A 22,441-nucleotide genomic window follows, 5' to 3' on the forward strand; every position below is an offset into this window, starting at 1 on the left:
TTACAATGGAATGATTAAGTGTATTTATCTTCAGTTGTTATAAAAATATTCATTATTTGGTTGATAATACGACACACATTCAAACATCCGTAGCGTTGAGGAAACGTGTAATTTCTTGAGAGAATTTGCGCGGTTCACTCAATAAAGGCGTATGCCCAGATTTTTTAAAGATCACCGTTTTCGCATGCGGCGCACTTGAAGCAATCAGTTTTTGTCCTTGAGCAGGATAAAGTTTTGAGTCTTCACCAATAAAAAATGTAGCTGGTCGGTCAATCTGACTGAGCGCACTGCGATAGTCTTCTTGATGGTCAAGATAATTTTGAATATACCAAGCCATATAGTCTAAACGCTGGATTGGGAGCATGAATTTTTGCAAGTGTGGCTGTTGAAATGCTTTTTGAAATAAAGCCGCAGTTCGAGATGGTGTGGCTTGCAGTTGAATAAAAGCCAACCACTGGTTAACCAGTTCTGTACGCATAGACGCTGTTAAGTCTGAGACCAAACGGTACTGTGCATTTTGGGCCAATAGGTCTGCAATGTTTTGTAGGATGGCTTTGAAATCGGAATGCTTTTCAGCAAATAAACCATGTGGCCAGTCTGCATCTACGCTAATCTTGGGTGTTTGGTCGATGTGTAAATAGCTGCGGATATGGTTTTGAAAGCGACCATATTGCATGCCATGCATGGCTGTCGTAGCGCCCATAGAATAGGCAATGACATGGAATGCTGTATCAGCATATTGTTTTAGAAAGCAGTTTAAATCTTGCCAGTGGCTGGAAATCGCATCCAGTGTGGGAATTTTGCACTGCGCTGAACCACCAAAACCCCGCCAGTCAGGAATGTAAAAACGGTACTTTTTACGGTGTTGATATAAAAAAGGTAGCCATTGCCAACTTTGCATCCCTAAGCCAGATAAAACCAGTACAGGTGTGCCTTGTCCAAATTCTCGAACATAGAGTTTTTCGCCATCTGGCATTAAATAATGTGACATGGTCAATCCTTTGCGTTGTTTATTATTTTTCGAAGTTTTTAAGAGCTGGAATCATGGTCTCTAGCCACTCAATCCAACCACTTTCTAAATTAATTCCAATTTGTAAAATCATCTTATGAATATATAAGGTACGATCATTTTCTTCAGCATGACCAAAATCTTTGGCAAAAATGCTTTGGTAAATTTGTAGTTTTTCTTTGTGTAGGATGAGATGTCGTTCCAGTTCAGGCAAAACTGTATTGCCACCAAGTTGAGCCTCAACACGCAGTCTCACCATCAGTTCTTCGCGGAGCTGGGCAGGTGGGCTTTGCTTTACGAGCCAGTCTGCAAGTTCTGTACGTCCGAGCTGTTCTGCCTGATAGGTTTTTTTACGCGAGGTTGCACCATCGTCTTCTATCGTTGAAATCCAGCCTTTGCTCTGCATAGCGCTGAGTTCTCTATATATCTGTTGATGTGTTGCATTCCAAAAGAAGCCCATTGAACGGTCAAAACGACGCGCTAACTCAATACCTGTGCTTGGTTTCTCAATCAAACTGGTCAATAAAACATGAGCTAATGACATTTCGGTAATATTTCGCAATTAAAATGGACGTAGAGTCATTATGCAACATGTTGCATAAAAAACAAATCTCGATTATAAAGATAAACATTATGCAACTTGTTGCATTAAATAATTTGATCTAACCTTGTATTTAAAATACCAGCCAGCGAAAGCACGCCAAGGAGTACACATGTCTAATTATCCGCATTTACTTGCGCCTTTAGATTTAGGCTTTACCACATTAAAAAACCGCGTATTAATGGGATCTATGCACGTTGGACTTGAAGAAGTTGAAGGTGGTTATGATCGCATGGCGGCATTTTATGCAGAGCGTGCCGCTGGCGGTGTAGGGCTAATCGTAACAGGTGGTATTTCACCGAATGATCATGGTGTGACTTTTCACGGTGGTTCTAAGTTAGATACTTTAGAAGAAGCGGAAAAGCATAAAGTCATCACACAAGCTGTACATGATGCGGGTGGTAAAATCGCATTACAGATTTTACATACTGGGCGTTATTCTTATCAGGCTGAAAACGTCGCACCATCTGCAATTCAAGCACCGATTAACCCTGTAAAACCCCATGCTTTGACTTCGGCTGAAGTAAATCAGACTATTGCTGATTTTGCCAATTGTGCAAAATTGTCGCAAATCGCTGGCTATGATGGCGTTGAAATCATGGGTTCAGAAGGCTACTTAATCAATGAATTCATCGCGGCACGTACCAATCATCGTGATGATGAATGGGGTGGAAGCTATGAAAACCGTATGCGTTTCCCGATTGAAATCGTAAAACGAACTCGTGCAGAAGTGGGTGAAAACTTTATTATTATTTACCGTCTTTCAATGTTGGATTTGGTTGAAGGTGGTTCGACTTTAGAAGAAGTGATTCAGCTTGCCAAAGAAATTGAAAAGGCGGGTGCAACCATTATCAATACAGGTATTGGTTGGCATGAAGCGCGTATTCCAACGATTGCAACCAAAGTGCCACGTGCTGCATTTACATGGGTGACCAAGAAGCTAAAAGGTTCGGTTCAAATTCCTTTGGTGACGTCTAACCGTATTAATACCCCTGAAATGGCTGAACATGTTTTGGCTCAGGGTGATGCGGATATGGTGTCGATGGCACGCCCAATGCTTGCAGATGCTGAGTTTGTACTCAAAGCAGAACAAGGCCGTAGTGATGAAATCAATACGTGTATTGGTTGTAACCAAGCCTGTTTAGATCAAATTTTCTCCATGCAAATTGCGACGTGTTTAGTCAACCCGCGTGCATGCTATGAAACTGAACTGATTTTTAAAGAAAGTGCGGCTAAGAAAAATATTGCGGTGATTGGTGCTGGGCCTGCAGGTTTGAGTTTTGCGACTTATGCTGCTGACCGTGGACATCAAGTAACTGTTTTTGATGCAGCAAGTCAGATTGGTGGTCAGTTTAATATTGCGAAGACTATTCCTGGTAAAGAAGAGTTTTACGAAACACTGCGTTATTTCAAACGTAAAATTGAATTACAACCGAATATCAAATTGGTGCTGAATCATACCGCAACTTATGAAGAACTGAGCGCTGAAAACTATGATGACATCGTGGTTGCAACAGGCGTTACTCCACGTGAGCTAACTATAGAAGGGATTGATCACCCGAAAGTGTTGAGTTATATCGAAGTTCTACGTGAGCGTAAGCCTGTCGGTAAAAAAGTCGCGATTATTGGTGCGGGTGGTATTGGTTTCGATACAGCAGAATACTTAAGCCATGAAGATGAAAGCGGTAGTTTAAACCCACAAAAATTCTATGATGAGTGGGGAATTGATACCAGCTATGCACATGTCGGTGGCTTAAAACAGCCAGTCTTGGAGCAATCGGATCGTGAAATTTACCTTCTACAGCGTAAAGCGAAGGCAGTCGGTGCAAGCTTAGGTAAAACCACGGGTTGGATTCACCGTACAGGGCTAAAACATCGCGATGTAAAAATGATTGCAGGTGCAAGCTACGACAAAATTGATGATCAAGGTCTCCACATTACAGTGAATGATCAGCCAACGGTTTTAGAGGTAGATCACGTGATTATCTGTGCAGGACAAGAGTCTTATACTGCAATGTACGACCAATTAAAAGCCGATGGTAAAAATGTGCATTTGATTGGTGGTGCGAAAGAAGCAGGTGAGTTGGATGCGAAGCGTGCGATTCGTCAAGGCGCTGAACTGGCTGCGACCATTTAATCGATAACAATAATTTATCAGCTTAAAATTTGTAATAAAGCTCCCTCTCCTATACGGAGAGGGTTTGGGAGAGATATTTTCTAAAATATTATCTTTTCCCTCGTGTAGCCTTTTCCATGAAACGTATGTGGTGTAAGAGAAGGTGCTTTTATTGCAGATTTGAGTGGATTCACTTTCATAAGGACATAAGAATGAGTTTAGCAACAACAAAACAAGCATTGGTACGCTGGCATGATATGGCCACGACTCGTGATATGAGCATCTTAAATGAGCTTTTAGCAGAAGATGTCGTGTTCCGTTCACCTGTGGCATTTAATCCTTATCCGGGTAAGCAAGTGGTTTTTTTATTTTAAGTAATGTGATTCAGGTTTTTGAAAACTTTACCTACCACCGTGAATTTTTTACAGAAGATGGTTTAAGTGTCGTCCTTGAGTTTTCTGCCAATGTCGGCGAAAAGAAACTCAAAGGGATTGACATGATTCGTTTTAATGAGCAAGGTCAAATTGTAGATTTTGAAGTGATGATCCGTCCTAAATCGGGGTTAGAGGCCTTGGCTGTACAAATGGGACAGCGAATGGCAGCTTTTGCACCTCAAGCTGGATGATAAACGTGTGACTTGTTATTTATAGTTAGGCACGAAAATTGATGCATCACCAAGAAAGATAGGAAAAAAGAAGGTACTGATATGAATGCTGTGTTCAGTTTGCTAAACCAATTAAGCCAAACGGCGTGGGATCGAGTGACTGGTGCGGAACAACCGAAGCTCTATATTAATCCGAAAGGGCAAATTCAAGAGACTGTTGGGGCGCTTACACAGCTTCAAGAAAAGTACCGACCAACACCGTGGTTATCCAACACGCATGCCCATCTTTTGTATTTTGATGTGATTCGTAAGCGTCGGATTCAATTGGAATACGATCATTTTGATCAGTTAGAGATGCAAGACGGTGGGGTCACTGGCATTATGTGGTTCGGTTATGACTTGCCTGAAGCGACGCCAACGGTTGTGGTTATGCATACGATTACAGGCTCTCCTGAAAGTATGCGTGAGGTGGTGCGTGACTTAAATCGCTATACGGGTTGGCGTGTTGCACTGTGCTTACGCCGTGGACATGCAGACCTTCCAATGCCTGTACCCAAAATGAATCTTTTCGGTTCAACCGATGATTTACGTGAGCAAATTGCCTTTATTCAAAGCACATTTCCAAGTTCAACGTTGTATGCGGTAGGCTCTTCTGCGGGAACGGGGCTTTTGGTGCGTTACTTAGGCGAAGAAGGAAGTCAAACCCCTTTTAAGGCGGCCTTTGCCCTGTGTCCGGGTTATAACACGGAGTTGGGTTTTGTAAATGTGCATCCCTTTTACAGTAAGGTCATGACCAAGAAACTGTTTAAGAAATTTATTTTTCCTTATCAGCAAACGTGGCAACAAACAGCGTCTGTGTCGCAAGTTTTAATGACCAAAACCTTGGCTGAGTTTGAGTCGAGTTATTATGAAATGGCGGGTTATGTGAACTATGACAGTTATAAACAAGCCACAAACCCAATCTATGTATTTGAAAATGTCACCATTCCATTGCTGATTTTAAATGCAGAGGATGATCCCGTCTGTCATATTAAAAATTTTGAACCGTATAAAGACATGATCCGTCAAATGCCGAATATTGCGGTAGTGACCACCAAAAAAGGCAGCCATTGTGGCTTCTATGAAGGGGTACTCAATACCGAGTCTTGGGCAACCAAGCTGATTGCGGACTTTTTGAAACTGGAACATCAAAAAACACTAAAAAAAGACCTACAGCAGTGTAGGTCTTTTTTGATTGGTTCAGCAGTGTAAAGGCTTAAACGGCTTCACAGGCTTTCTTGCTAAGACCGAACTTCATTTGCAGTAAGACCAAGATCAAGGCCATAAAGCTGAGTGCGGCACCTGCATATGAAACTGCTGCATAGCTGAGTTGCATACTCAGTACCGTTGCACCTGCAAAGGCACCTAAGGCATTACCTAAGTTAAACGCACCAATGTTGACTGAAGAGGCAAGACCAGGCGCATCTGCTGCGACTGACATGACGCGCATTTGCAGTGGTGGTACTACCGCAAATGCTGCCGTACCCCAAATCACTAAGCCAATCGCTGCACCAACGGTTGTTTGCGCTAATACTGGGAAAACAAGCATCATCACCATTAAAAGTATAAGGAAGCCTATCAGGGTTTTCTCTAGGGATAGATCGGCAAACTTTCCACCCAAATGATTACCAATGGAGAAACCAATCCCGATTAAAACCAACATTAAGGTGATGGTTTGCGGTGATGCCTGCATAAATACATGTAGGCTCGGAGCAATGTAGGTATATAACGCAAACATTGCGCCCGCGCTCATGACCGTGGTTAATAAAGCAAGGACGACAGGCGCACGTGTTAAAACACGTAATTCTTTTGCTACATTCGGTTTAACCACATCGTGATCTTGTGGGAGTGCTTTCCATAGTGCCAATATGGTCATAATGCCTAAGATTGAAATCGCAGCAAAAGCCATGCGCCAACTGGTATTTTGACTGAGCCACGTTGCAAGTGGCACACCGCCAATATTGGCAATGGTGAGACCCATAAACATCATGGCGACTGCACTGGCTTGTTTGTCTTTAGGCACAACACTGGCCGCCACCACCGAACCTAAGCCAAAGAATGCACCATGGTTTAAACTTGTAATTAAACGTGCACCCATTAAGCTCATATAATCAGGTGCAACGGTCGCCAACACATTCCCAATCGTGAAAATAGCCATCAATAGGATTAAAGCGGTTTTCTTAGGAAAGCGTGCCAGCCATAAGGTCATGAGCGGAGCCCCAATCATGACACCTACTGCATAGGCACTAATCAGAAGTCCGGCTTGTGGAATTGAAACGGACAAATCGTTGGCAATTTCAGGCAAAAAGCCCATGGGTGAAAACTCGGTGGTTCCAATGGCAAAAGCACCCACTGCAAGTGCCAAAAGTGGAAAATTAATTTTCATAGCGATGCTCAATCCCACATCGGTGCTAATCCCTCAGGACTAACTTCACGTTGATTTCGGTCTAATTGCGTAATTGCCATCATTTCTTCAGTCGACAGTTGAATCTCTTGCGCCTTTAAGTTGGACATCAAGTGTTCACGTTTGGTTGAAGAAGGTATGACTGCAAAACCACGTTGTAATGCCCAAGCCAAGCTAATTTGTGCAGTCGATACTTGATGTTGCTGCGCGATGTGCATTAAAACAGGATCATTCAAAACCTTACCGTAAGCCAGTGTCATATATGAAGTGACATCAATGTTTTGTGCTTGGAGGAAATCAACCAGTTGATGGTTTTGTAGGTAAGGACTGAGTTCAATTTGGTTGGTTGCGATGTTTTCTAGCCCAATACTCTCAATCGCCTGTTGAGTCAGCTCAATATTGAAGTTAGAAATACCAATGTGTTCGGTCAAACCTTGTTGTTTCGCTTGCAATAAGTTCTGCATGAGTTCTGTAATGTTTACATCTGTACTTGGGGCAGGCCAGTGGATCAAGGTTAGATTCACGGTATCGGTTTTTAGTTTATGCAAACTTTCTTTTAAGCTTGGAATCAATTTTTCTGCTGAAAAATTTTCCGTCCAAATTTTTGTGGTGAGAAAAAGATCTTGATGATTGATACCACAGAGTTCAATGGCTTGACCAACTTCGGCTTCATTACCATAGATTTGAGCAGTATCGACCGCACGATAACCGACTTCTAGTGCAGTTTTCACAGACTCAATGACAGTGTCACCTGTTAAACGGAAAGTACCTAGGCCGAATTGAGGAACGATATTCATTTTTTACTCGATAACTTGTTTCATGGAATGAGGCTATTTTGTAGAAAAAAGACTTGCTTAAAAACTGGGTAATTTGCAAAATATTATTGACTATTAATCAATAATTACACATGAAATCAACCATAGAAGAATTAACGGCTTTTGTGAGCATTGTTGATAGTGGCTCTATCGTCAAAGCTGCGCAGCAATTGGATCAAACCACATCGGGTGTCAGCCGAGCCTTGCAACGTCTAGAGTCAAAGTTGAATGTGACTTTGCTAGAGCGAACGACACGGAAGCTCAAGTTGACCTATGAAGGGCAGCAGTTTTTGACAAAGGCACGTAAAATTTTACTCGACCTGACCGAAGCTGAAGAAAGCCTGCAAAATAATGATGCTGAGGCATCTGGTTTAATTCGGATTGATTCAGCAACGCCTTTTGTGCTGCATGTAATAGTGCCGTTGATTGAAGAGTTTATGCAGCGCTACCCAAAAATTGATATAGAAATTACCAATCACGATCAGGTTATAGACTTACTTGAACATAAAACCGATGTCGCGATTCGATTTGGTGAGTTAGCGGATTCCAGCTTACATGCCAAGCTGCTTTGTAAAAGTCGGTTATATATTGTGGCTAGTCCTGTTTATGCGCAAAAACATGGTCTACCTAAAAATGCAGCAGAATTAAGCTCACATACTTTGCTTGGTTTTAGTCAGCCTGCACATTTAAATACGTGGCCTATTCAGTTGGAGGATGAACCTTTAACAATTCAGGCCAAAATTAAATGTTCAAACGGTGAAACGGTTCGTCAGTTGGCATTGCAAGGGGCAGGGATTGCGTGTTTGTCACGTTTTATGGTCGAGCAAGATATTCAAGATGGGCAATTCATTGCTTTGTTGGAAGATCAAATCCAGATCAAAGAGCAGAAAATACATGCGGTCTACTATCAACAAAACTATGTACCAAAGCGTATTCGCTTATTTATTGACTTTCTTGCAGAAAAATTAAAAGCTTATTTATAAGCCGGCAATAAAAAAACCCGATATCAATCGGGTTTTTTTAATCATCTAATATAGCGATGATTAGTTTTCTAAAGCTGGTGTCGCTGCTGCAATGGCTGCTGCAACCGCATCATCTTCAGTTTGCGTATTTGGGTTTGTATTACTTGGGCGTGCTTGCGTTGGTTTTTCTTCAGCTTTTGGTGCTTCTGCTTTTGGTGTAGGCTGAGCTGCTGGAGCAGGTGCTGGCGTTTCACGACGGATCTCAGTAGTTGTATTCGGTGTTTCTTCGCGAATCACTTCAACTTGCGCTGGAATCTCAGGCTCAGATGCTGCTAAAGGTTGAAGTTCAACAGTTTGTTGTTGCTCTGTAGTAACGACTTCAACTTGTTCTTGTTCATCTTCTTTAGGTGCTTCTTTCTTTACACATGCTGTTAATAGTAAGCCTGCTGCAATGGCACCACAAATTAAAAGTTTTTTATTCATAATTACATAAAATCGAGTGTTTGAAGGATCGCGCCATTATAACAGCAAAATGCAAGATGAAAATCCTATGAACTTAGCTTAATTTTATCTGCCAAATGCTGATAGAATATCCAATTGTTTATTGTTCTATGAATTGATGCGGATTGACTTTGCTTTATTGGTACAAGGTAAAGTAAAATTGCGCAACATTGCAGGCCGAATTAGGCTCGATTGTACGAGAAACCCAATGACCCATTTTATTTTCGTGACTGGTGGTGTAGTTTCATCACTAGGTAAAGGTATTTCAGCTGCTTCAGTTGCTGCGCTTTTAGAAGCCCGTGGATTAAAAGTAACCATGGTAAAAATGGATCCATACATTAATGTCGATCCAGGGACTATGAGCCCGTTCCAACATGGTGAAGTTTTTGTCACAGAGGATGGTGCAGAAACCGATTTAGACTTGGGTTATTACGAACGTTTCTTGCGTCGTGCGAAAATGACCAAGTTAAATAACTTTACTTCTGGTCGCGTATACCAAGACGTTTTAAATAAAGAACGCCGTGGTGACTACCTTGGTGGAACTGTTCAAGTTATTCCACATATTACAGACAACATCAAAGAACGTGTACTTCGCGCAGGCGAAGGTTATGACGTTGCGATTGTTGAAATTGGCGGTACAGTAGGTGACATCGAATCTCTCCCATTCATGGAATCTGTACGTCAACTTATGGTTGAACTAGGTCATAAGCGCACTATGCTTATGCACTTAACTTTGCTTCCATATATCAAATCTGCGGCAGAGTTGAAAACTAAACCAACTCAGCACTCGGTAAAAGAATTGTTATCGATTGGTATTCAGCCTGACATTTTAATTTGTCGTACTGAATATGATGTTGATGCAGACACGACCCGTAAAATTGCCTTGTTCACAAACGTTGAAGCACGTGCAGTTGTGGTGTGTAAAGATGCGCGCAGCATTTACCAAATTCCGCGTACATTCTATGAGCAAAATGTTGATGACTTAATCTGTGAACGTTTTGGTTTCAATGACTTGCCTGAAGCTGATTTAACAGATTGGGACAATGTTGTAGAGGCGCTACTAAACCCTGAATACACGGTTCGTGTTGCAATGGTTGGTAAGTATGTTGAACTTCCAGATGCGTATAAGTCTGTGAATGAAGCGCTTTTACATGCGGGCATTCAAAATCGCGTTAAAGTTCAAATTGACTATGTCAATGCTGAAGAACTTGAAATCCAAGATGTCAATGAAGTATTGAAAGATATGGATGCAATCTTGGTACCGGGTGGTTTTGGTGAACGTGGTACTGAAGGGAAAATGCAAGCGATTAAATTCGCACGTGAAAACGGTGTTCCATTCTTGGGTATCTGTTTAGGTATGCAGTTGGCTGTGATCGAATATGCACGTAATGTCGTGGGTATTAGTGACGCGAGTTCGACTGAATTCAACCGTTCGACTAAGTCTCCATTGATTGGTCTAATCACTGAATGGTTAGATGAGCGTGGTGAAGTTCAACAGCGTAATGTTGACTCTGATCTTGGCGGTACGATGCGTCTTGGTGCTCAAAAATCAGAATTGGTTGAAGGGACTAAAACACGTGAAGTGTATGGTTCAGCAGATATTATTGAACGTCACCGTCACCGTTATGAGATGAATAACCGTTTTATTCCAGCGCTTGAAGAAGCTGGCATGAAAATTTCGGGCTATTCACCTGTACAGCACTTAGTAGAAACAGTTGAAATTCCTCAACATCCTTGGTTTATTGCTGTACAATTCCACCCGGAATTTACAAGTTCACCACGTGATGGACACCCATTATTTGCTAGTTTTATTGATGCTGCAAAAGCACAGTACAAAAAAGCGAAGTAATTTGGGTTAAGCAATAAACTAGGAAGTTTAAATGTCACAATTAAAACCACAAGAAATTGTACGTTTAGGCGATATACAAATGGCAAACCACTTGCCATTTGTACTATTCGGCGGCATGAACGTACTTGAGTCTAAAGATTTGGCTTTTGAAATTGCAGAGACCTATGTCGATATCTGCAAGCGTTTGGAGATTCCTTACGTATTTAAAGCCAGTTTTGATAAAGCCAACCGTTCAAGCTTGAACTCGTTTCGAGGGCCAGGCCTAGAAAAAGGGATTGAGTGGTTAGCTGACATTAAAAAACATTTTAATGTACCCATCATTACTGATGTACATGAGCCTTACCAAGCTGCACCTGTAGCGGAAGTTGCGGATATTATTCAACTTCCTGCTTTTCTAAGTCGTCAGACTGATTTGGTTGAAGCGATGGCAAAAACTGATGCCATCATTAACATCAAAAAAGCACAATTCCTTGCACCACATGAAATGCGCCATATTTTGCATAAGTGTTTAGAGGCAGGGAATGACAAGCTCATTATTTGTGAACGTGGTTCGGCATTTGGTTACAACAATTTGGTTGTAGACATGTTGGGCTTTGACATCATGAAAGAAATGAATGTCCCTGTGTTCTTTGATGTGACCCATGCGCTTCAAACTCCGGGTGGTCGTGCGGATTCTGCGGGCGGTCGCCGTGCGCAAATCACGACACTTGCTCGCGCGGGTATGGCAACAGGTCTAGCAGGTCTATTCTTAGAAGCGCATCCAGACCCAGAAAAAGCCAAGTGTGATGGACCATGCGCATTGCGTATGTCTCAACTTGAGCCTTTCTTGGCACAGCTCAAAGAATTGGACACCTTGGTTAAAGGTTTCAAAAAGCTAGATACACACTAAATTATAAACTCATTGATGCCATCTAAAGCATCTCGTTATTAATCAACTGAGGAATTGTTCATGAGCCAAATCGTTGACATCCGTGCACGTGAAATTTTGGACTCTCGTGGTAACCCAACCATCGAAGCAGACGTAATCTTAGCATCTGGCGTAGTTGGCCGTGCATGTGCACCATCTGGTGCTTCAACTGGTTCTCGTGAAGCTTTAGAACTTCGTGATGGCGACAAAGCACGCTATTTAGGTAAAGGTGTTAAAACTGCGGTTAACAACGTAAACACGATTATCCGTGATGCTTTAGTGGGTAAATCAGTATTTGAACAAAAAGACATCGATAACACGATGATCGAACTTGATGGTACTGAAAACAAAGAAAAATTGGGTGCGAATGCAACTTTAGCGGTATCACTAGCTGCTGCACGTGCTGCTGCCGATGAAAAGAAAATTCCTCTTTTTCAATACATCGCAGACTTACGTGGTCAAACTATTTTGACTATGCCTGTACCAATGATGAACATCATCAATGGTGGTTCGCATGCAGACAACAACGTTGATATTCAAGAGTTCATGATCGAGCCTGTAGGTTTCACTTCATTCTCTGAAGCATTACGTGCGGGTGCTGAAATCTTCCATTCTCTAAAATCAGTTTTAAACAAAAAAGGTTTAAACACTGCTGTAGGTGATGAAGGTGGTTTTGCGCCGAACTTACGTTCAAACGAAGAAGCAATCACGGTTATTCTTGAGGCGATTGGTCAAACTGGCTACAAAGCAGGTTCTGATATTATGCTTGCACTTGATTGTGCATCTTCAGAATTTTACAAAAATGGTCAGTACATCCTTGCTGGTGAAGGCAATAAAGCATTTACAAGCAACCAGTTCTCTGACTATTTAGCGGGCCTTGTAAACCAATATCCAATTATCTCAATTGAAGATGGTTTAGATGAGTCGGATTGGGAAGGTTGGTCTTACTTGACGTCTATCCTTGGCGACAAAATCCAGTTGGTGGGTGATGACTTGTTCGTTACAAACCCGAAAATCCTTCAACGTGGTATTAATGAGAAAGTGGGTAACTCTATCTTAATCAAGTACAACCAAATTGGTACGTTGACTGAAACTCTAGATGCAATCTATCTTGCGAAAGAAAATGGTTATTCTACAGTAATTTCACACCGTTCTGGCGAAACTGAAGATTCTACGATTGCGGATCTTGCGGTGGGTACTGCAGCTGGTCAAATTAAGACAGGTTCACTGTGCCGTTCTGACCGTGTAGCGAAATACAACCAATTGCTTCGTATTGAAGAATTGACAAATGCTGCTTACCGCGGTAAAGCTGAGTTTAAAGGTTTAAACTAAGCGACTGATGTCAATGTTCAATGTATTCGACTCGTTGATGAGTAAAGTACTACTAGGCCTTGCGATCATTTTGATCGCAGGGTTTCAGTATTTATACTGGTTTGGTGAGGGTGGTTATCAAGACCATTTACAACTCACACAAAAAATCCAACAACAAACTGAAATTAATAACGACTTAAAAGAACGTAATCGTGTCTTGGCGGCAGAAGTGTATGATTTGAAAAATGGTATTGAAGCCATTGAAGAGCATGCGCGCTTGGACTTGGGTTTAATCAAACCTCGAGAAACGTTTATTCAAATGAGTACTATCAGTACTCAATATAAGCCTGTTTATATTGATCCTAACGCCCAAATTGATTTGCGAACCAATGAAGACGATGAGCCTGAAACCCCTCCAGCTACCCCATAAATTGTGGGCTATTATTCCTGCTGCTGGCTCGGGTAGTCGCTTTTCTAAAACTGAACTAAAACAATATCAAATGATTGGACAAAAGACTGTACTTGAACATACGGTTTTACGTCTTAATCAATTGCCCTTGCAGGGCTATGTTTTGGCGATTGGTTTAGATGATGATGTTGCTCAAAGTTTACCCTTTACCAATATTGAAAAAGCACATTTTTGTGAAGGTGGTGCTGAGCGTGTAGACTCAGTGCTCAATGCGCTCAATTATCTTTCCACAATCGCTGATGCTGACGACTGGGTCTTTGTGCATGATGCAGCACGTCCATGTGTCACGCAGGATTGTTTATTAAAACTGGTTAGTACGGCTATTCAGTCCAATACAGGGGCGATTTTAGCTATTCCTGTTAGAGATACTTTAAAGCGTGTGATCTCAGCGCAAGATATTCAAGAAACGGTTGATCGTTCACAACTTTGGCAGGCGCAAACTCCGCAGATTGCTAAACTGGGGGTGCTGAAAAAAGCAATTGAGCATGCACTAGAGGCACAAGCCTTAATTACAGATGAAGCCAGTGCTTTAGAGTTTGTTGGTGAAAAGGTTCAAGTTGTACAAGGGCGCTCCGATAATATTAAAATTACCTATCCAGATGACCTTGAGCTTGCACGCCTGATTTTGGCGGCACAATAAAAAATTATTTGGATTTATTGAGCTAAAACTACAGAAATATGGGTTTGAATGATGTTATCTAAAACACTTTGAACTTATAATTTGCCCTGTCTTTAGCTCATTCAATTTACGCAAATGATACCATCACAGCAGTATCGTTTTTTACGTCAGTCTTTACGTGACGGTAGAAGCATTAAACATGACTCATCTCGCTGGGCTAAATTGCATTTAGATCCATGGCTTTTATGCTTTCTGATTTTAAATGCCGTGTTGGGATTGTTGGTCATTTATAGTGCTTCAGCGCAAGATATGGGTATGGTGTTTCGCCAAGCCACAAGCTTTGCTGTGGGCTTCATTGTGATGATTATCTGTGCGCAAATCCCACCCAAAGTCTATCAGGCCATTAGTCCTTATTTTTTCATCTTCGCTGTGATTTTAATGGTATTGGTCTTGGTGGTGGGCGAAACCCGCATGGGAGCCAGACGTTGGATTAGTCTACCAGGTATTGGTAGCATGCAGCCTTCTGAGTTTATGAAGTTTGCCATGCCTTTGATGATGGCGTGGTACTTTGCAGGCCGCGCATTCCCGCCTAAGTTTATGCATATTGTGATTTCGTTGGGTATCATGATGTTGCCGTTTTTATTGGCAGCTTTACAGCCCGACTTAAACCTAGGTCTCTTGATTCCTGGTGTGTGCGTCATTTTCCTCAGCGGTATCTCTTGGCGGCTCATTGCTTTGGCCTGTGGAGCATTGGCTGTTGTCGCTCCCTTACTTTGGATGTTCTTTTTGCAAGAGTACCAAAAAAAGCGAGTGCTCACTTTATTTGACCCAGAGTCGGATGCATTGGGTGCCGGTTGGAATATTATCCAATCCAAAATTGCCATTGGTTCAGGTGGTTTAATGGGGAAGGGATTCACGGAAGGCACGCAGTCACATTTAGGGTATTTGCCTGAGCACCATACCGACTTCATTATGTCGACGTATGCGGAAGAGTTTGGCTTTATTGGGGTGTTCTTGCTGTTTAGTTTGTTTGCAGCCATTATCATTCGTTGTTTGATTATTGGTATGAACAGCTTCCATAATTTTGGGCGTTTATACGCGGGTGCTGTGGGCTTAACGTTCTTCTTCTTTGTATTGTTAAACTCGGGGATGGTCAGTGGGATTTTACCTGTAACAGGTGATCCATTACCACTGATGAGTTATGGTGGAACCGCGGTGATTACTATGCTGGCGAGCATGGGTATCGTGATGTCAATTCATACCCATCGCTAAAGTTTAAAAGAATCAAGCCAGCGGTATTGCTGGCTTTTTTGTGTTTAAAATAAGAGGAAAACTCTAACGTTTTTTTGATCTTTATAAAGCACCATATTGTTGCCATGTTTCGCCTGTATGCAGGCTGTCATAATAGTTTTGCAGAGTATTCAAGTCATGGTATTGCGTATAGGCTAATACTAAAAGCCCAAAAATTAAAGCCGCCTTCAATAGATTTAAATGCAAGTGCTGCTGTGAAAAATAGCCTAAGCTAAGTGCGGTGAGTATGACTGAGGGAAGAATGGCAATACTTTCAGGCTGAGAAAGAAGCCTCCAATCATTGAGATAAATCAGAATTAGAATGAGTCCAATCAATCCCATGTAGTTATAGATCTTTTTATTTACAGATGCTTTAAAAACAGTAACTGTTTGAAATATTAAAATCAGACCACTGAAAAGGTACGCACTTTTTCCACCAATAATCACACTATAGATTGCATTGAATAGGCAATAAGCCAACAACACGGATAGTACGAGAGAATAGAGTTTGGCATAGAGTGTGTGTGAAAAGGGGAGAATCTGTTTCATAATTTGCTCTATTGAAAACTCACATCATATTAAAAGAAGATTTGAAGCTTAACATGCTATTCGCTTCTTGCGGCGGTGGCATGTTTTTGTTGTGTTGTAGATGGTTTGAATAAATGTCGCATACGAGTAGAGCTTAGACCACAGATTATTAAACACAGCATCCCTCCAATAAGTACTGCTGGCACTACCGAAAAATAGCGCGTCATCAGGCTCATGTGTAGGGCACCGAGTTGATTACCTGAAGTCACTAAGATGCCATTTAAAGCGGCTACACGTCCTAATAGTGCTTTTGGGGGGAGTTGCTGTAATAAAGTTTGTCGAATGATCATGCTGATGCTATCAAAGGCGCCAATCAAAACAAGGAAGAAGACTGAGAGCCAAACATGGGGGGATAGTGCAAAGGCCAAAGTGCACAAAGCAATTGCAAAACTACTATAGAGCATGTTTCTCCATGCATTTTTCATCGGAGAATAACAGGTCAACATCAACATCATGATACAGGCGCCAATGGCTGGGGCCGCTCTGAGTATACCTAAGCCTTCAACGCCTAGATGAAGGATATCGTGTGCAAAAATAGGCAGTAAGATAATGACACTACAAAAAAGCATGGCGCTGAGGTCCAGCAACATACTCCAAAACATTAGTGGATGTTTAAAGATAAACAAATAGGCTTCTTTTAAGCTTTTGCTTAAATGTTGTTTATGTGGGCTTGGGAATTGACGAGCGCTTAATCCGAATAAGCAGATGCTACCCACGCAACATAAGAAAAAAGCAATCAAGAGAGTTTTTTTAAGCCCAAGTTGGCCGAGTAAAAGTCCTGCGCATAAGGGCGCCAAAATACCGCCCATTTGCCAAATGAGGGTAGTCCATGTGGCTGCATTGCTATAGGCTGACTCTGGGGTTAGAAAAGGGCGTAATGAATTAAAAGATGGGCTGTAAATGCCTCTAAGTATGCCTAAGCAAAAGATGAGGCTATAAATGCCGCATAAAAGTGTATTTTGTTGAATGTGCTGTTGTTGGTACTGAGAAAAAAGAACAATAAATAATAAGGGAATTAAAGTGCTACAGCTAAAACTCCACTGCACAATTTTTTGTCGGTTATAGCGATCAGCCCAGTCGCCACTGAACAGGGAGAGGCAAATAAAGGGGAGTAACTCAATTAAGGCAATCATGCCAAGGCTGAGTGGATTTTGAGTGAGTTGATAGATACTATAAGCAATGACGACTTCTTGAATCATGATGGTTAGAATTAAGCACAACTGATTGACACTCAGAAGTGAAAAATCACGTGAACGAAAAGCCAAAAAAGCATCGGAATGGAAAAGCGACATACACAGAATAGTTTCAAATATGAATTAAAAAAGGATGGCGAAAAGTCCATCCTTTTTAGGGTTTAAAGCAGATTACTGTGCTTTTGCTACCGCAATAGTTTCGTCATATGCAGCTTTAGCCATAGGTGTATATTTCAAACCAAGGGTTGTGCTGGTGTATTGGCGAACTTGGTCAAGAAGCACAGGATTAGTGCTGAGTTCTTGTTGGTACGATTTTACAATTTCATGTAATTTCGGATTCCATTTACCTGCTACTTGCTGAGGGAATGCTTTTTCAAGCAAGCTCAACATAATATAAGGGGAAGTTGAAGCACCAGGAGACGCACCTAATAGGGCAGTCACAGCACCGTCTTGTGATGCAAAAATCTCGGTACCAAATTGTAAGCTTGCAGGTTTGCCTGGTTCTTTCTTAATGATTTGAACACGTTGACCACCTTGATTCATACGCCAGTCTTCTGGTTTTGCATCAGGGTAGTATTTTTTCAATTCATTAAAACGGTCGGCATCGTTCATCATGACTTGGCTAACTAAGTATTTCACCAAATCAAGATTTTCCATACCCACAGCAGTCATTGGTAAAACGTTGTTCTTCGTGGTTGATTTCAATAAATCAAGCTGAGAACCTTGTTTTAAGAACTTGTTTGAATAAGTCGCAAATGGGCCAAACAATACATATTTTTTACCGTCGATATAGCGTGTATCAATATGTGGAACAGACATTGGAGGCGCGCCTAATTCAGCACGACCATAAACTTTTGCAGTATGACCTTCAGTGACTTTCGGGTTGTCGGTCATTAAGAACACGCCACCTACAGGGAAGCCAGCATATTGCTTCGCTTCTGGTAAGCCTGTCATTTGTAAAAGTTTAACCGCTGCACCGCCTGCACCAATGAAGACAAAGCGCGTTTTCACGTGATCTGTTTTACCGGTAGTGAGGTTTTTAAATGCAACCGTCCAAGTTTTATCATCGTTTTGGCTAATGCCAGTCACTTCAGTTGATGTTTGTAGTTTGAAGTTAGATTGTTTTTTAAGGTGATCGACCAATTGAGTGGTGATCGAACCATAGTTCACATCTGAACCGACATCCATGCGTGTTGCAGCTACTTTTTGTGCAGCATCACGGCCATTCATCACCAATGGTGCCCATTGTTTAATTTCAGCAGGATTCTCAGAGAATTTCATGCCATAAAACATTGGGTTTTTAACCATTGCAGCATAACGTTTTTCGAGGAAATTCACGTTATCGCCCCAAACGAAAGCAATGTGCGGTACAGGGTTGATGAAACTATTTGGTTGCCCCAAAACACCTTCTTTGACTTGATAAGACCAGAACTGTTTTGCAACTTCAAATTGTTCAGCCACTTTTACAGCTTTGGTAATGTCCATTTTCCCATCTTTTTCAGAGGTGTAGTTCATTTCCATAAAGCCAGAGTGACCTGTGCCTGCATTGTTGAAGCCATTAGAGCTTTCTTGTGCAACTTTATCTAGGCGTTCATACATGCGAATTTGCCAGTTTGGCTCAAGTTCACTAAGGTATGTGCCTAGGGTTGCGCTCATGATGCCACCACCAACTAGGACTGCGTCAACAACAGGCTCATTGCTGGTGGTTTGAATTTTTTTAGACGTGATAGGTCTAAATAAGAAAATTACGACTGCAATAATAAGCAGTACGATGGCGAATTCAAACATGAGGTGCGACAGTTTCAAAAGCCATATGATAATCAACAAGCTGAGCAAATTTCTCTAATGGTGTAAGCCAATCTAACGCCTTTCTAGGACGAGTATTCAGTGACATGGCAACTTGATTTAAATAATGCTGATCTGCCTGATTTAAATCAATCCCTTTAGGTAAATATTGCCTAATTAAACCATTCATATTTTCGCATGTGCCTTTTTGCCAAGGTGAATGTGGGTCACAGAAATATACATCTATGCCTAAATCTTCTTCGAGTATTTTATGTTCTGACATCTCGCGTCCACGGTCATAGGTCAACGTTTTACGCAGTTCTGCAGGTAAATATTTCAGAGCTTCAGTTAAAGCCTTGCGCACTGATTCTGCCTTTGCATCAGGTAATGTTGCCAAGATACAGAGCCGTGTATTTCGTTCAATAAGTGTTGCTATCGAACTTTTATTGTCTTTACCTTTAATTAAATCAGCTTCCCAATGACCCGGTATTTTTCTTTCTTGAACTTCGGCTGGGCGCTCATGAATAGTTTTAATATCCTGTAATATAGAATCTTTTTTAGGTTCACCGTTAGCTTTTCGCTTTTTATTTTCATGACGCAGACAGGATAATAAGTCTTTTTTCAACTCACCCTTGGGTAATGCTCGTATCGTTGAATAAATCGTTGTATGGCTTACATTCATTGTTTGATCCAAATCAGGAAATGTCTTTAAACGCTTTGCTATTTGCTGAGGAGACCATAAACAACGGATCGCTTCAACAATAAATTTCCAGAGGATTGAATCGATTTTGAGTTTTCTGTGACCACGTCTACGTCTAGCGAAGGTGTTATCAGAAGCATATCGAGCTTGATAAACGTCATTGATGCTATTTCTTTTAAGCTCACGATAGATCGTACTAGGATGTCTTTTAATGAGTTCAGCAAATTTTCTGGCTGAAAAGCCTTCTTTTCTTGACTCAAGCATTAATGCAGTACGATCTTCAAAGTTAAGATGATGGTATGACAATTTTATATACTCCATAAACCCTTTAAATTAATTAGGTGGTTTATGTCGCACTTCAAGTTTTACTCTGCCGATTAATACCAAAAGGTATTTTAAAAATTTGTTCATGCGATTATGACCTTGGGGAGCAGGTTTTGGATCGCTTTATAGCGAAGAGAAAATAACAATTATGGTGATAGAGGTGCTTGTAAAAAATTAGCTTGGCAGAATTGAAGTAATACTTAAAATCTCAAGTAGCCAAAGCTTAACTTTTTAAGCTATCACGCATCTTGACTTATGGGTATTTTAGACTAAATATGTATTGACTTAGTAATTTTTATTGTAAATGGTTTGGGTTGAATTATAAATATCAGTGATGTTTGTTTTTAGCTCTTGTTTTTATTGAGTTTTATTTAGGTATAATTTCTGTATTTAAAATACAGACGTTGAATATCTATACAAGAGCATAATCTTTTTAACGTTTAAATGTATAAGTTGAGATGGAAAGTAAGTCCTAAAGATAAAGCAAGTTGTGATTATGGTGTTTTAGAAAATATGAATAATTGCCTGACCTAATTATTCTAAAGTTGAATAAAAGGTCAGGTTTTACACCATTAAGAGTTATGTGATTTCGGCGCGGTAAAATGGAGCAGTTGAACGTGGTAAAGCTTGATGACCACGTATTTGATCCGCGATTTTCTCAGCCATCATAATGGTGGTTGCATTTAAGTTACCTGTGATAATCAGCGGCATAATCGATGCATCAACAACACGTAAATTTTGCATGCCATGCACACGACCTTGTCCATCGACTACTGCCATATCATCTTCGCCCATTTTACAACTACAGGATGGATGATAAGCAGTTTCAGCGTGATTTCGCACAAATTCATCTAATTCAGCATCGGTACTCACATCTTTTCCAGGGCTGATTTCTTCGCCTCGATAAGGATCAAGTGCAGGTTGGTTCATAATTTCACGAGTAATCCGGATAGCATCACGAAATTCCTGCCAGTCTTGTTCGGTCGACATGTAGTTAAATAAAATACTTGGATGGTCGAAAGGGTTTTTAGATGTTACCTGTACTCGACCGCGTGAAGGTGAGCGCATCGAACCGACATGGGCTTGGAAGCCATGCTCTTTGACGGCATTACTGCCATTATAGTTAATTGCAACAGGCAAGAAGTGGTATTGAAGATTTGGCCAAGCAAACTCTTTGGAGGATCGAATAAAGCCACCTGCTTCAAACTGGTTGCTTGCTCCAATCCCTGTTCCGTTAAACAACCACTCTGCACCAATTGCAGGTTGATTTTGCCATTTTAAAGCAGGGTAGAGAGAAACAGGTTGCTTACACTTATATTGTAAGTACATTTCTAAATGGTCTTGCAGGTTTTCACCGACACCCGGTAAGTCATGCACCACTGGAATGTCGAGAGATTGAAGTAAGGTGCTTGAACCCACACCCGAACGTTGCAAAATTTGCGGTGATGCAATCGCTCCAGCACAGAGTAGGACTTCTTTATTGGCATAGACCTGAAGCAAGTTGTTTTGATTAGCACCTTGAATATATTCAACACCAATCGCTTGTTTGCCATTGAACAAAATTTGATTGGTCATGGCATGGGTGATAATGGTTAGATTCGCTCGACCTTTGGCCATATCTAAATAGCCACGTGCAGTGCTTGAGCGTCGACCTTTGGGGGTTACGGTTCGATCCATTGGGCCGAAACCTTCTTGTTGATAACCATTTAAATCATCAGTGCGTGGATAGCCTGCTTGCACACCTGCTTCAACCATGGCATGGAATAAAACATTATTGTCTGCTTTAGGCGTGGCGACAGAAACAGGGCCAGCATCGCCATGATAGTCATTGCCACCAATATCACGGGTTTCTGCTTTTTTGTAGTAAGGCAGACAGTCGGCATAGCTCCAATTTTCAAGGCCTTTCAAGCTAGCCCATTGTTCTAAGTCCATGGCATTACCACGGATATAGCACATGCCATTAATGAGGGACGAACCGCCTAAGCCTTTGCCGCGACCACATTCCATGCGGCGGTTATTCATATGAGGTTCTGGGTCGGTTAAATACGCCCAGTTATAACGACGACCTTGTAAAGGATAAGCCAAAGCGGCAGGCATTTGAGTGCGAAAGTCGAGACGATAATCAGGTCCACCTGCTTCGAGTAAGAGCACTGAAACATCGGGGTCTTCGGTTAAACGAGCAGCCAGTACGTTACCCGCAGAACCTGCGCCAATAATAATATAATCGTAGTGTTGAGAATGCATAATGATCCTTTTTCTATGGCAGAGCCACGTTGCATGAGAACGTGGCTACATGTTGAGTTGAGGATGAAAAAAAGAATAAATAAAAAGGAAGTAAGGATTTAGATAATTAAA

Annotated in this window: 19 protein-coding genes and 1 pseudogene; 10 read left to right on the forward strand and 10 right to left on the reverse strand. The window is 41.4% G+C overall.

The genetic code is table 11. The annotated features are described in order from the left end of the window. Window positions 1-79: 79 nt before the first annotated feature. Complete coding sequence (locus ACSC9N_RS06525) at window positions 80-991, reverse strand: alpha/beta fold hydrolase (RefSeq protein WP_395475117.1); 912 nt, start codon at window positions 989-991, stop codon at window positions 80-82. Window positions 992-1,013: 22 nt separating this feature from the next. Beyond that, window positions 1,014-1,553 (reverse strand): PadR family transcriptional regulator, encoded by a 540-nt coding sequence (locus tag ACSC9N_RS06530; protein ID WP_130235140.1) that lies wholly within the window; start codon window positions 1,551-1,553, stop codon window positions 1,014-1,016. 169 nt (window positions 1,554-1,722) lie between these two features. Here ACSC9N_RS06530 and ACSC9N_RS06535 point away from each other — a divergent pair, with 169 nt between their 5' ends. From ACSC9N_RS06535 to ACSC9N_RS06545, 3 genes and pseudogenes are all read left to right on the forward strand, one after another. Beyond that, complete coding sequence (locus ACSC9N_RS06535) at window positions 1,723-3,747, forward strand: NADPH-dependent 2,4-dienoyl-CoA reductase (RefSeq protein WP_130235139.1); 2,025 nt, start codon at window positions 1,723-1,725, stop codon at window positions 3,745-3,747. A gap of 191 nt (window positions 3,748-3,938) precedes the next feature. Then, a pseudogene (locus ACSC9N_RS06540) lies at window positions 3,939-4,351 on the forward strand (nuclear transport factor 2 family protein). An 81-nt stretch (window positions 4,352-4,432) separates the two neighbouring features. After that, window positions 4,433-5,581: a YheT family hydrolase gene (locus ACSC9N_RS06545; RefSeq protein WP_131230409.1), complete on the forward strand. Its 1,149-nt coding sequence runs from the start codon at window positions 4,433-4,435 to the stop codon at window positions 5,579-5,581. A gap of 4 nt (window positions 5,582-5,585) precedes the next feature. Here the strand turns inward: ACSC9N_RS06545 and ACSC9N_RS06550 are convergent, their stop codons facing one another. Together ACSC9N_RS06550 and dkgB are read right to left on the reverse strand one after the other, a co-directional pair. Next, the gene (locus ACSC9N_RS06550; protein WP_062033128.1) at window positions 5,586-6,755 is read right to left on the reverse strand and encodes an MFS transporter; all 1,170 of its coding nucleotides are present in this window, start codon (window positions 6,753-6,755) and stop codon (window positions 5,586-5,588) included. 8 nt (window positions 6,756-6,763) lie between these two features. Beyond that, window positions 6,764-7,570 carry a 2,5-didehydrogluconate reductase DkgB gene (gene dkgB / locus ACSC9N_RS06555; RefSeq protein WP_439036123.1) on the reverse strand — a complete coding sequence of 269 codons (807 nt, stop codon included), beginning with the start codon at window positions 7,568-7,570 and terminating at the stop codon, window positions 6,764-6,766. 110 nt (window positions 7,571-7,680) lie between these two features. Between dkgB and ACSC9N_RS06560 the strand changes: the two genes are divergently transcribed. Continuing rightward, window positions 7,681-8,571, forward strand: a complete 891-nt coding sequence (locus ACSC9N_RS06560; RefSeq protein ID WP_094148194.1) for a LysR family transcriptional regulator — start codon at window positions 7,681-7,683, stop codon at window positions 8,569-8,571. Between the two features lie 60 nt (window positions 8,572-8,631). Here the strand turns inward: ACSC9N_RS06560 and ACSC9N_RS06565 are convergent, their stop codons facing one another. Next, on the reverse strand, window positions 8,632-9,033 hold the full coding sequence (locus ACSC9N_RS06565) for an internalin (RefSeq protein WP_094148195.1): 402 nt from the start codon (window positions 9,031-9,033) through the stop codon (window positions 8,632-8,634). A gap of 226 nt (window positions 9,034-9,259) precedes the next feature. Here ACSC9N_RS06565 and ACSC9N_RS06570 point away from each other — a divergent pair, with 226 nt between their 5' ends. The 6 genes from ACSC9N_RS06570 to rodA all read left to right on the forward strand — a co-directional run bounded on the left by ACSC9N_RS06570 (window position 9,260) and on the right by rodA (window position 15,478). Then, the gene (locus ACSC9N_RS06570; RefSeq protein WP_094148208.1) at window positions 9,260-10,900 is read left to right on the forward strand and encodes a CTP synthase; all 1,641 of its coding nucleotides are present in this window, start codon (window positions 9,260-9,262) and stop codon (window positions 10,898-10,900) included. 31 nt (window positions 10,901-10,931) lie between these two features. Continuing rightward, window positions 10,932-11,789, forward strand: a complete 858-nt coding sequence (kdsA, locus tag ACSC9N_RS06575) for a 3-deoxy-8-phosphooctulonate synthase (RefSeq protein WP_005401052.1) — start codon at window positions 10,932-10,934, stop codon at window positions 11,787-11,789. Window positions 11,790-11,849: 60 nt separating this feature from the next. After that, entirely contained in the window at window positions 11,850-13,139 is a 1,290-nt protein-coding gene (gene eno, locus ACSC9N_RS06580) for a phosphopyruvate hydratase (protein ID WP_004696631.1), read from the forward strand. A gap of 7 nt (window positions 13,140-13,146) precedes the next feature. Continuing rightward, the gene (locus tag ACSC9N_RS06585) at window positions 13,147-13,548 is read left to right on the forward strand and encodes a septum formation initiator family protein (protein ID WP_010326966.1); all 402 of its coding nucleotides are present in this window, start codon (window positions 13,147-13,149) and stop codon (window positions 13,546-13,548) included. After that, window positions 13,508-14,227 (forward strand): 2-C-methyl-D-erythritol 4-phosphate cytidylyltransferase, encoded by a 720-nt coding sequence (gene ispD, locus ACSC9N_RS06590; protein ID WP_094148197.1) that lies wholly within the window; start codon window positions 13,508-13,510, stop codon window positions 14,225-14,227. Before ACSC9N_RS06585 ends, ispD begins: the two co-directional genes overlap by 41 nt. Window positions 14,228-14,341: 114 nt before the next feature. Beyond that, complete coding sequence (rodA, locus tag ACSC9N_RS06595; RefSeq protein ID WP_004696637.1) at window positions 14,342-15,478, forward strand: rod shape-determining protein RodA; 1,137 nt, start codon at window positions 14,342-14,344, stop codon at window positions 15,476-15,478. Between the two features lie 81 nt (window positions 15,479-15,559). Here rodA and ACSC9N_RS06600 read toward each other — a convergent pair whose 3' ends face one another. From ACSC9N_RS06600 to betA, 5 genes are all read right to left on the reverse strand, one after another. Next, the gene (locus ACSC9N_RS06600) at window positions 15,560-16,045 is read right to left on the reverse strand and encodes a hypothetical protein (protein ID WP_094148198.1); all 486 of its coding nucleotides are present in this window, start codon (window positions 16,043-16,045) and stop codon (window positions 15,560-15,562) included. A gap of 56 nt (window positions 16,046-16,101) precedes the next feature. Further along, a complete protein-coding gene (locus tag ACSC9N_RS06605; protein WP_439036124.1) occupies window positions 16,102-17,376 on the reverse strand; it encodes an MFS transporter in 1,275 nt (424 codons plus the stop codon). A 72-nt stretch (window positions 17,377-17,448) separates the two neighbouring features. Next, the gene (gene mqo / locus ACSC9N_RS06610) at window positions 17,449-19,065 is read right to left on the reverse strand and encodes a malate dehydrogenase (quinone) (RefSeq protein WP_131230405.1); all 1,617 of its coding nucleotides are present in this window, start codon (window positions 19,063-19,065) and stop codon (window positions 17,449-17,451) included. After that, entirely contained in the window at window positions 19,058-20,083 is a 1,026-nt protein-coding gene (locus ACSC9N_RS06615; protein WP_004994718.1) for an IS30-like element ISAba125 family transposase, read from the reverse strand. The genes mqo and ACSC9N_RS06615 overlap by 8 nt, the downstream gene beginning before the upstream one ends. A 582-nt stretch (window positions 20,084-20,665) precedes the next feature. Further along, window positions 20,666-22,330 (reverse strand): choline dehydrogenase, encoded by a 1,665-nt coding sequence (gene betA, locus ACSC9N_RS06620; protein WP_094148201.1) that lies wholly within the window; start codon window positions 22,328-22,330, stop codon window positions 20,666-20,668. Window positions 22,331-22,441 lie beyond the last annotated feature (111 nt).

Source organism: Acinetobacter sp. PC34 (genome assembly GCF_051789135.1).
Lineage (GTDB): Bacteria > Pseudomonadota > Gammaproteobacteria > Pseudomonadales > Moraxellaceae > Acinetobacter > Acinetobacter johnsonii.

Bases quoted from the DNA above. Each gene is read 5' to 3' on its own strand.
- ACSC9N_RS06525 (WP_395475117.1), bottom strand. From the start codon at position 991: ATGTCACATTATTTAATGCCAGATGGCGAAAAACTCTATGTTCGAGAA.
- ACSC9N_RS06530 (WP_130235140.1), bottom strand. From the start codon at position 1,553: ATGTCATTAGCTCATGTTTTATTGACCAGTTTGATTGAGAAACCAAGC.
- ACSC9N_RS06535 (WP_130235139.1), top strand. From the start codon at position 1,723: ATGTCTAATTATCCGCATTTACTTGCGCCTTTAGATTTAGGCTTTACC.
- ACSC9N_RS06545 (WP_131230409.1), top strand. From the start codon at position 4,433: ATGAATGCTGTGTTCAGTTTGCTAAACCAATTAAGCCAAACGGCGTGG.
- ACSC9N_RS06550 (WP_062033128.1), bottom strand. From the start codon at position 6,755: ATGAAAATTAATTTTCCACTTTTGGCACTTGCAGTGGGTGCTTTTGCC.
- dkgB (WP_439036123.1), bottom strand. From the start codon at position 7,570: ATGAATATCGTTCCTCAATTCGGCCTAGGTACTTTCCGTTTAACAGGT.
- ACSC9N_RS06560 (WP_094148194.1), top strand. From the start codon at position 7,681: ATGAAATCAACCATAGAAGAATTAACGGCTTTTGTGAGCATTGTTGAT.
- ACSC9N_RS06565 (WP_094148195.1), bottom strand. From the start codon at position 9,033: ATGAATAAAAAACTTTTAATTTGTGGTGCCATTGCAGCAGGCTTACTA.
- ACSC9N_RS06570 (WP_094148208.1), top strand. From the start codon at position 9,260: ATGACCCATTTTATTTTCGTGACTGGTGGTGTAGTTTCATCACTAGGT.
- kdsA (WP_005401052.1), top strand. From the start codon at position 10,932: ATGTCACAATTAAAACCACAAGAAATTGTACGTTTAGGCGATATACAA.
- eno (WP_004696631.1), top strand. From the start codon at position 11,850: ATGAGCCAAATCGTTGACATCCGTGCACGTGAAATTTTGGACTCTCGT.
- ACSC9N_RS06585 (WP_010326966.1), top strand. From the start codon at position 13,147: ATGTCAATGTTCAATGTATTCGACTCGTTGATGAGTAAAGTACTACTA.
- ispD (WP_094148197.1), top strand. From the start codon at position 13,508: ATGAAGACGATGAGCCTGAAACCCCTCCAGCTACCCCATAAATTGTGG.
- rodA (WP_004696637.1), top strand. From the start codon at position 14,342: ATGATACCATCACAGCAGTATCGTTTTTTACGTCAGTCTTTACGTGAC.
- ACSC9N_RS06600 (WP_094148198.1), bottom strand. From the start codon at position 16,045: ATGAAACAGATTCTCCCCTTTTCACACACACTCTATGCCAAACTCTAT.
- ACSC9N_RS06605 (WP_439036124.1), bottom strand. From the start codon at position 17,376: ATGTCGCTTTTCCATTCCGATGCTTTTTTGGCTTTTCGTTCACGTGAT.
- mqo (WP_131230405.1), bottom strand. From the start codon at position 19,065: ATGTTTGAATTCGCCATCGTACTGCTTATTATTGCAGTCGTAATTTTC.
- ACSC9N_RS06615 (WP_004994718.1), bottom strand. From the start codon at position 20,083: ATGGAGTATATAAAATTGTCATACCATCATCTTAACTTTGAAGATCGT.
- betA (WP_094148201.1), bottom strand. From the start codon at position 22,330: ATGCATTCTCAACACTACGATTATATTATTATTGGCGCAGGTTCTGCG.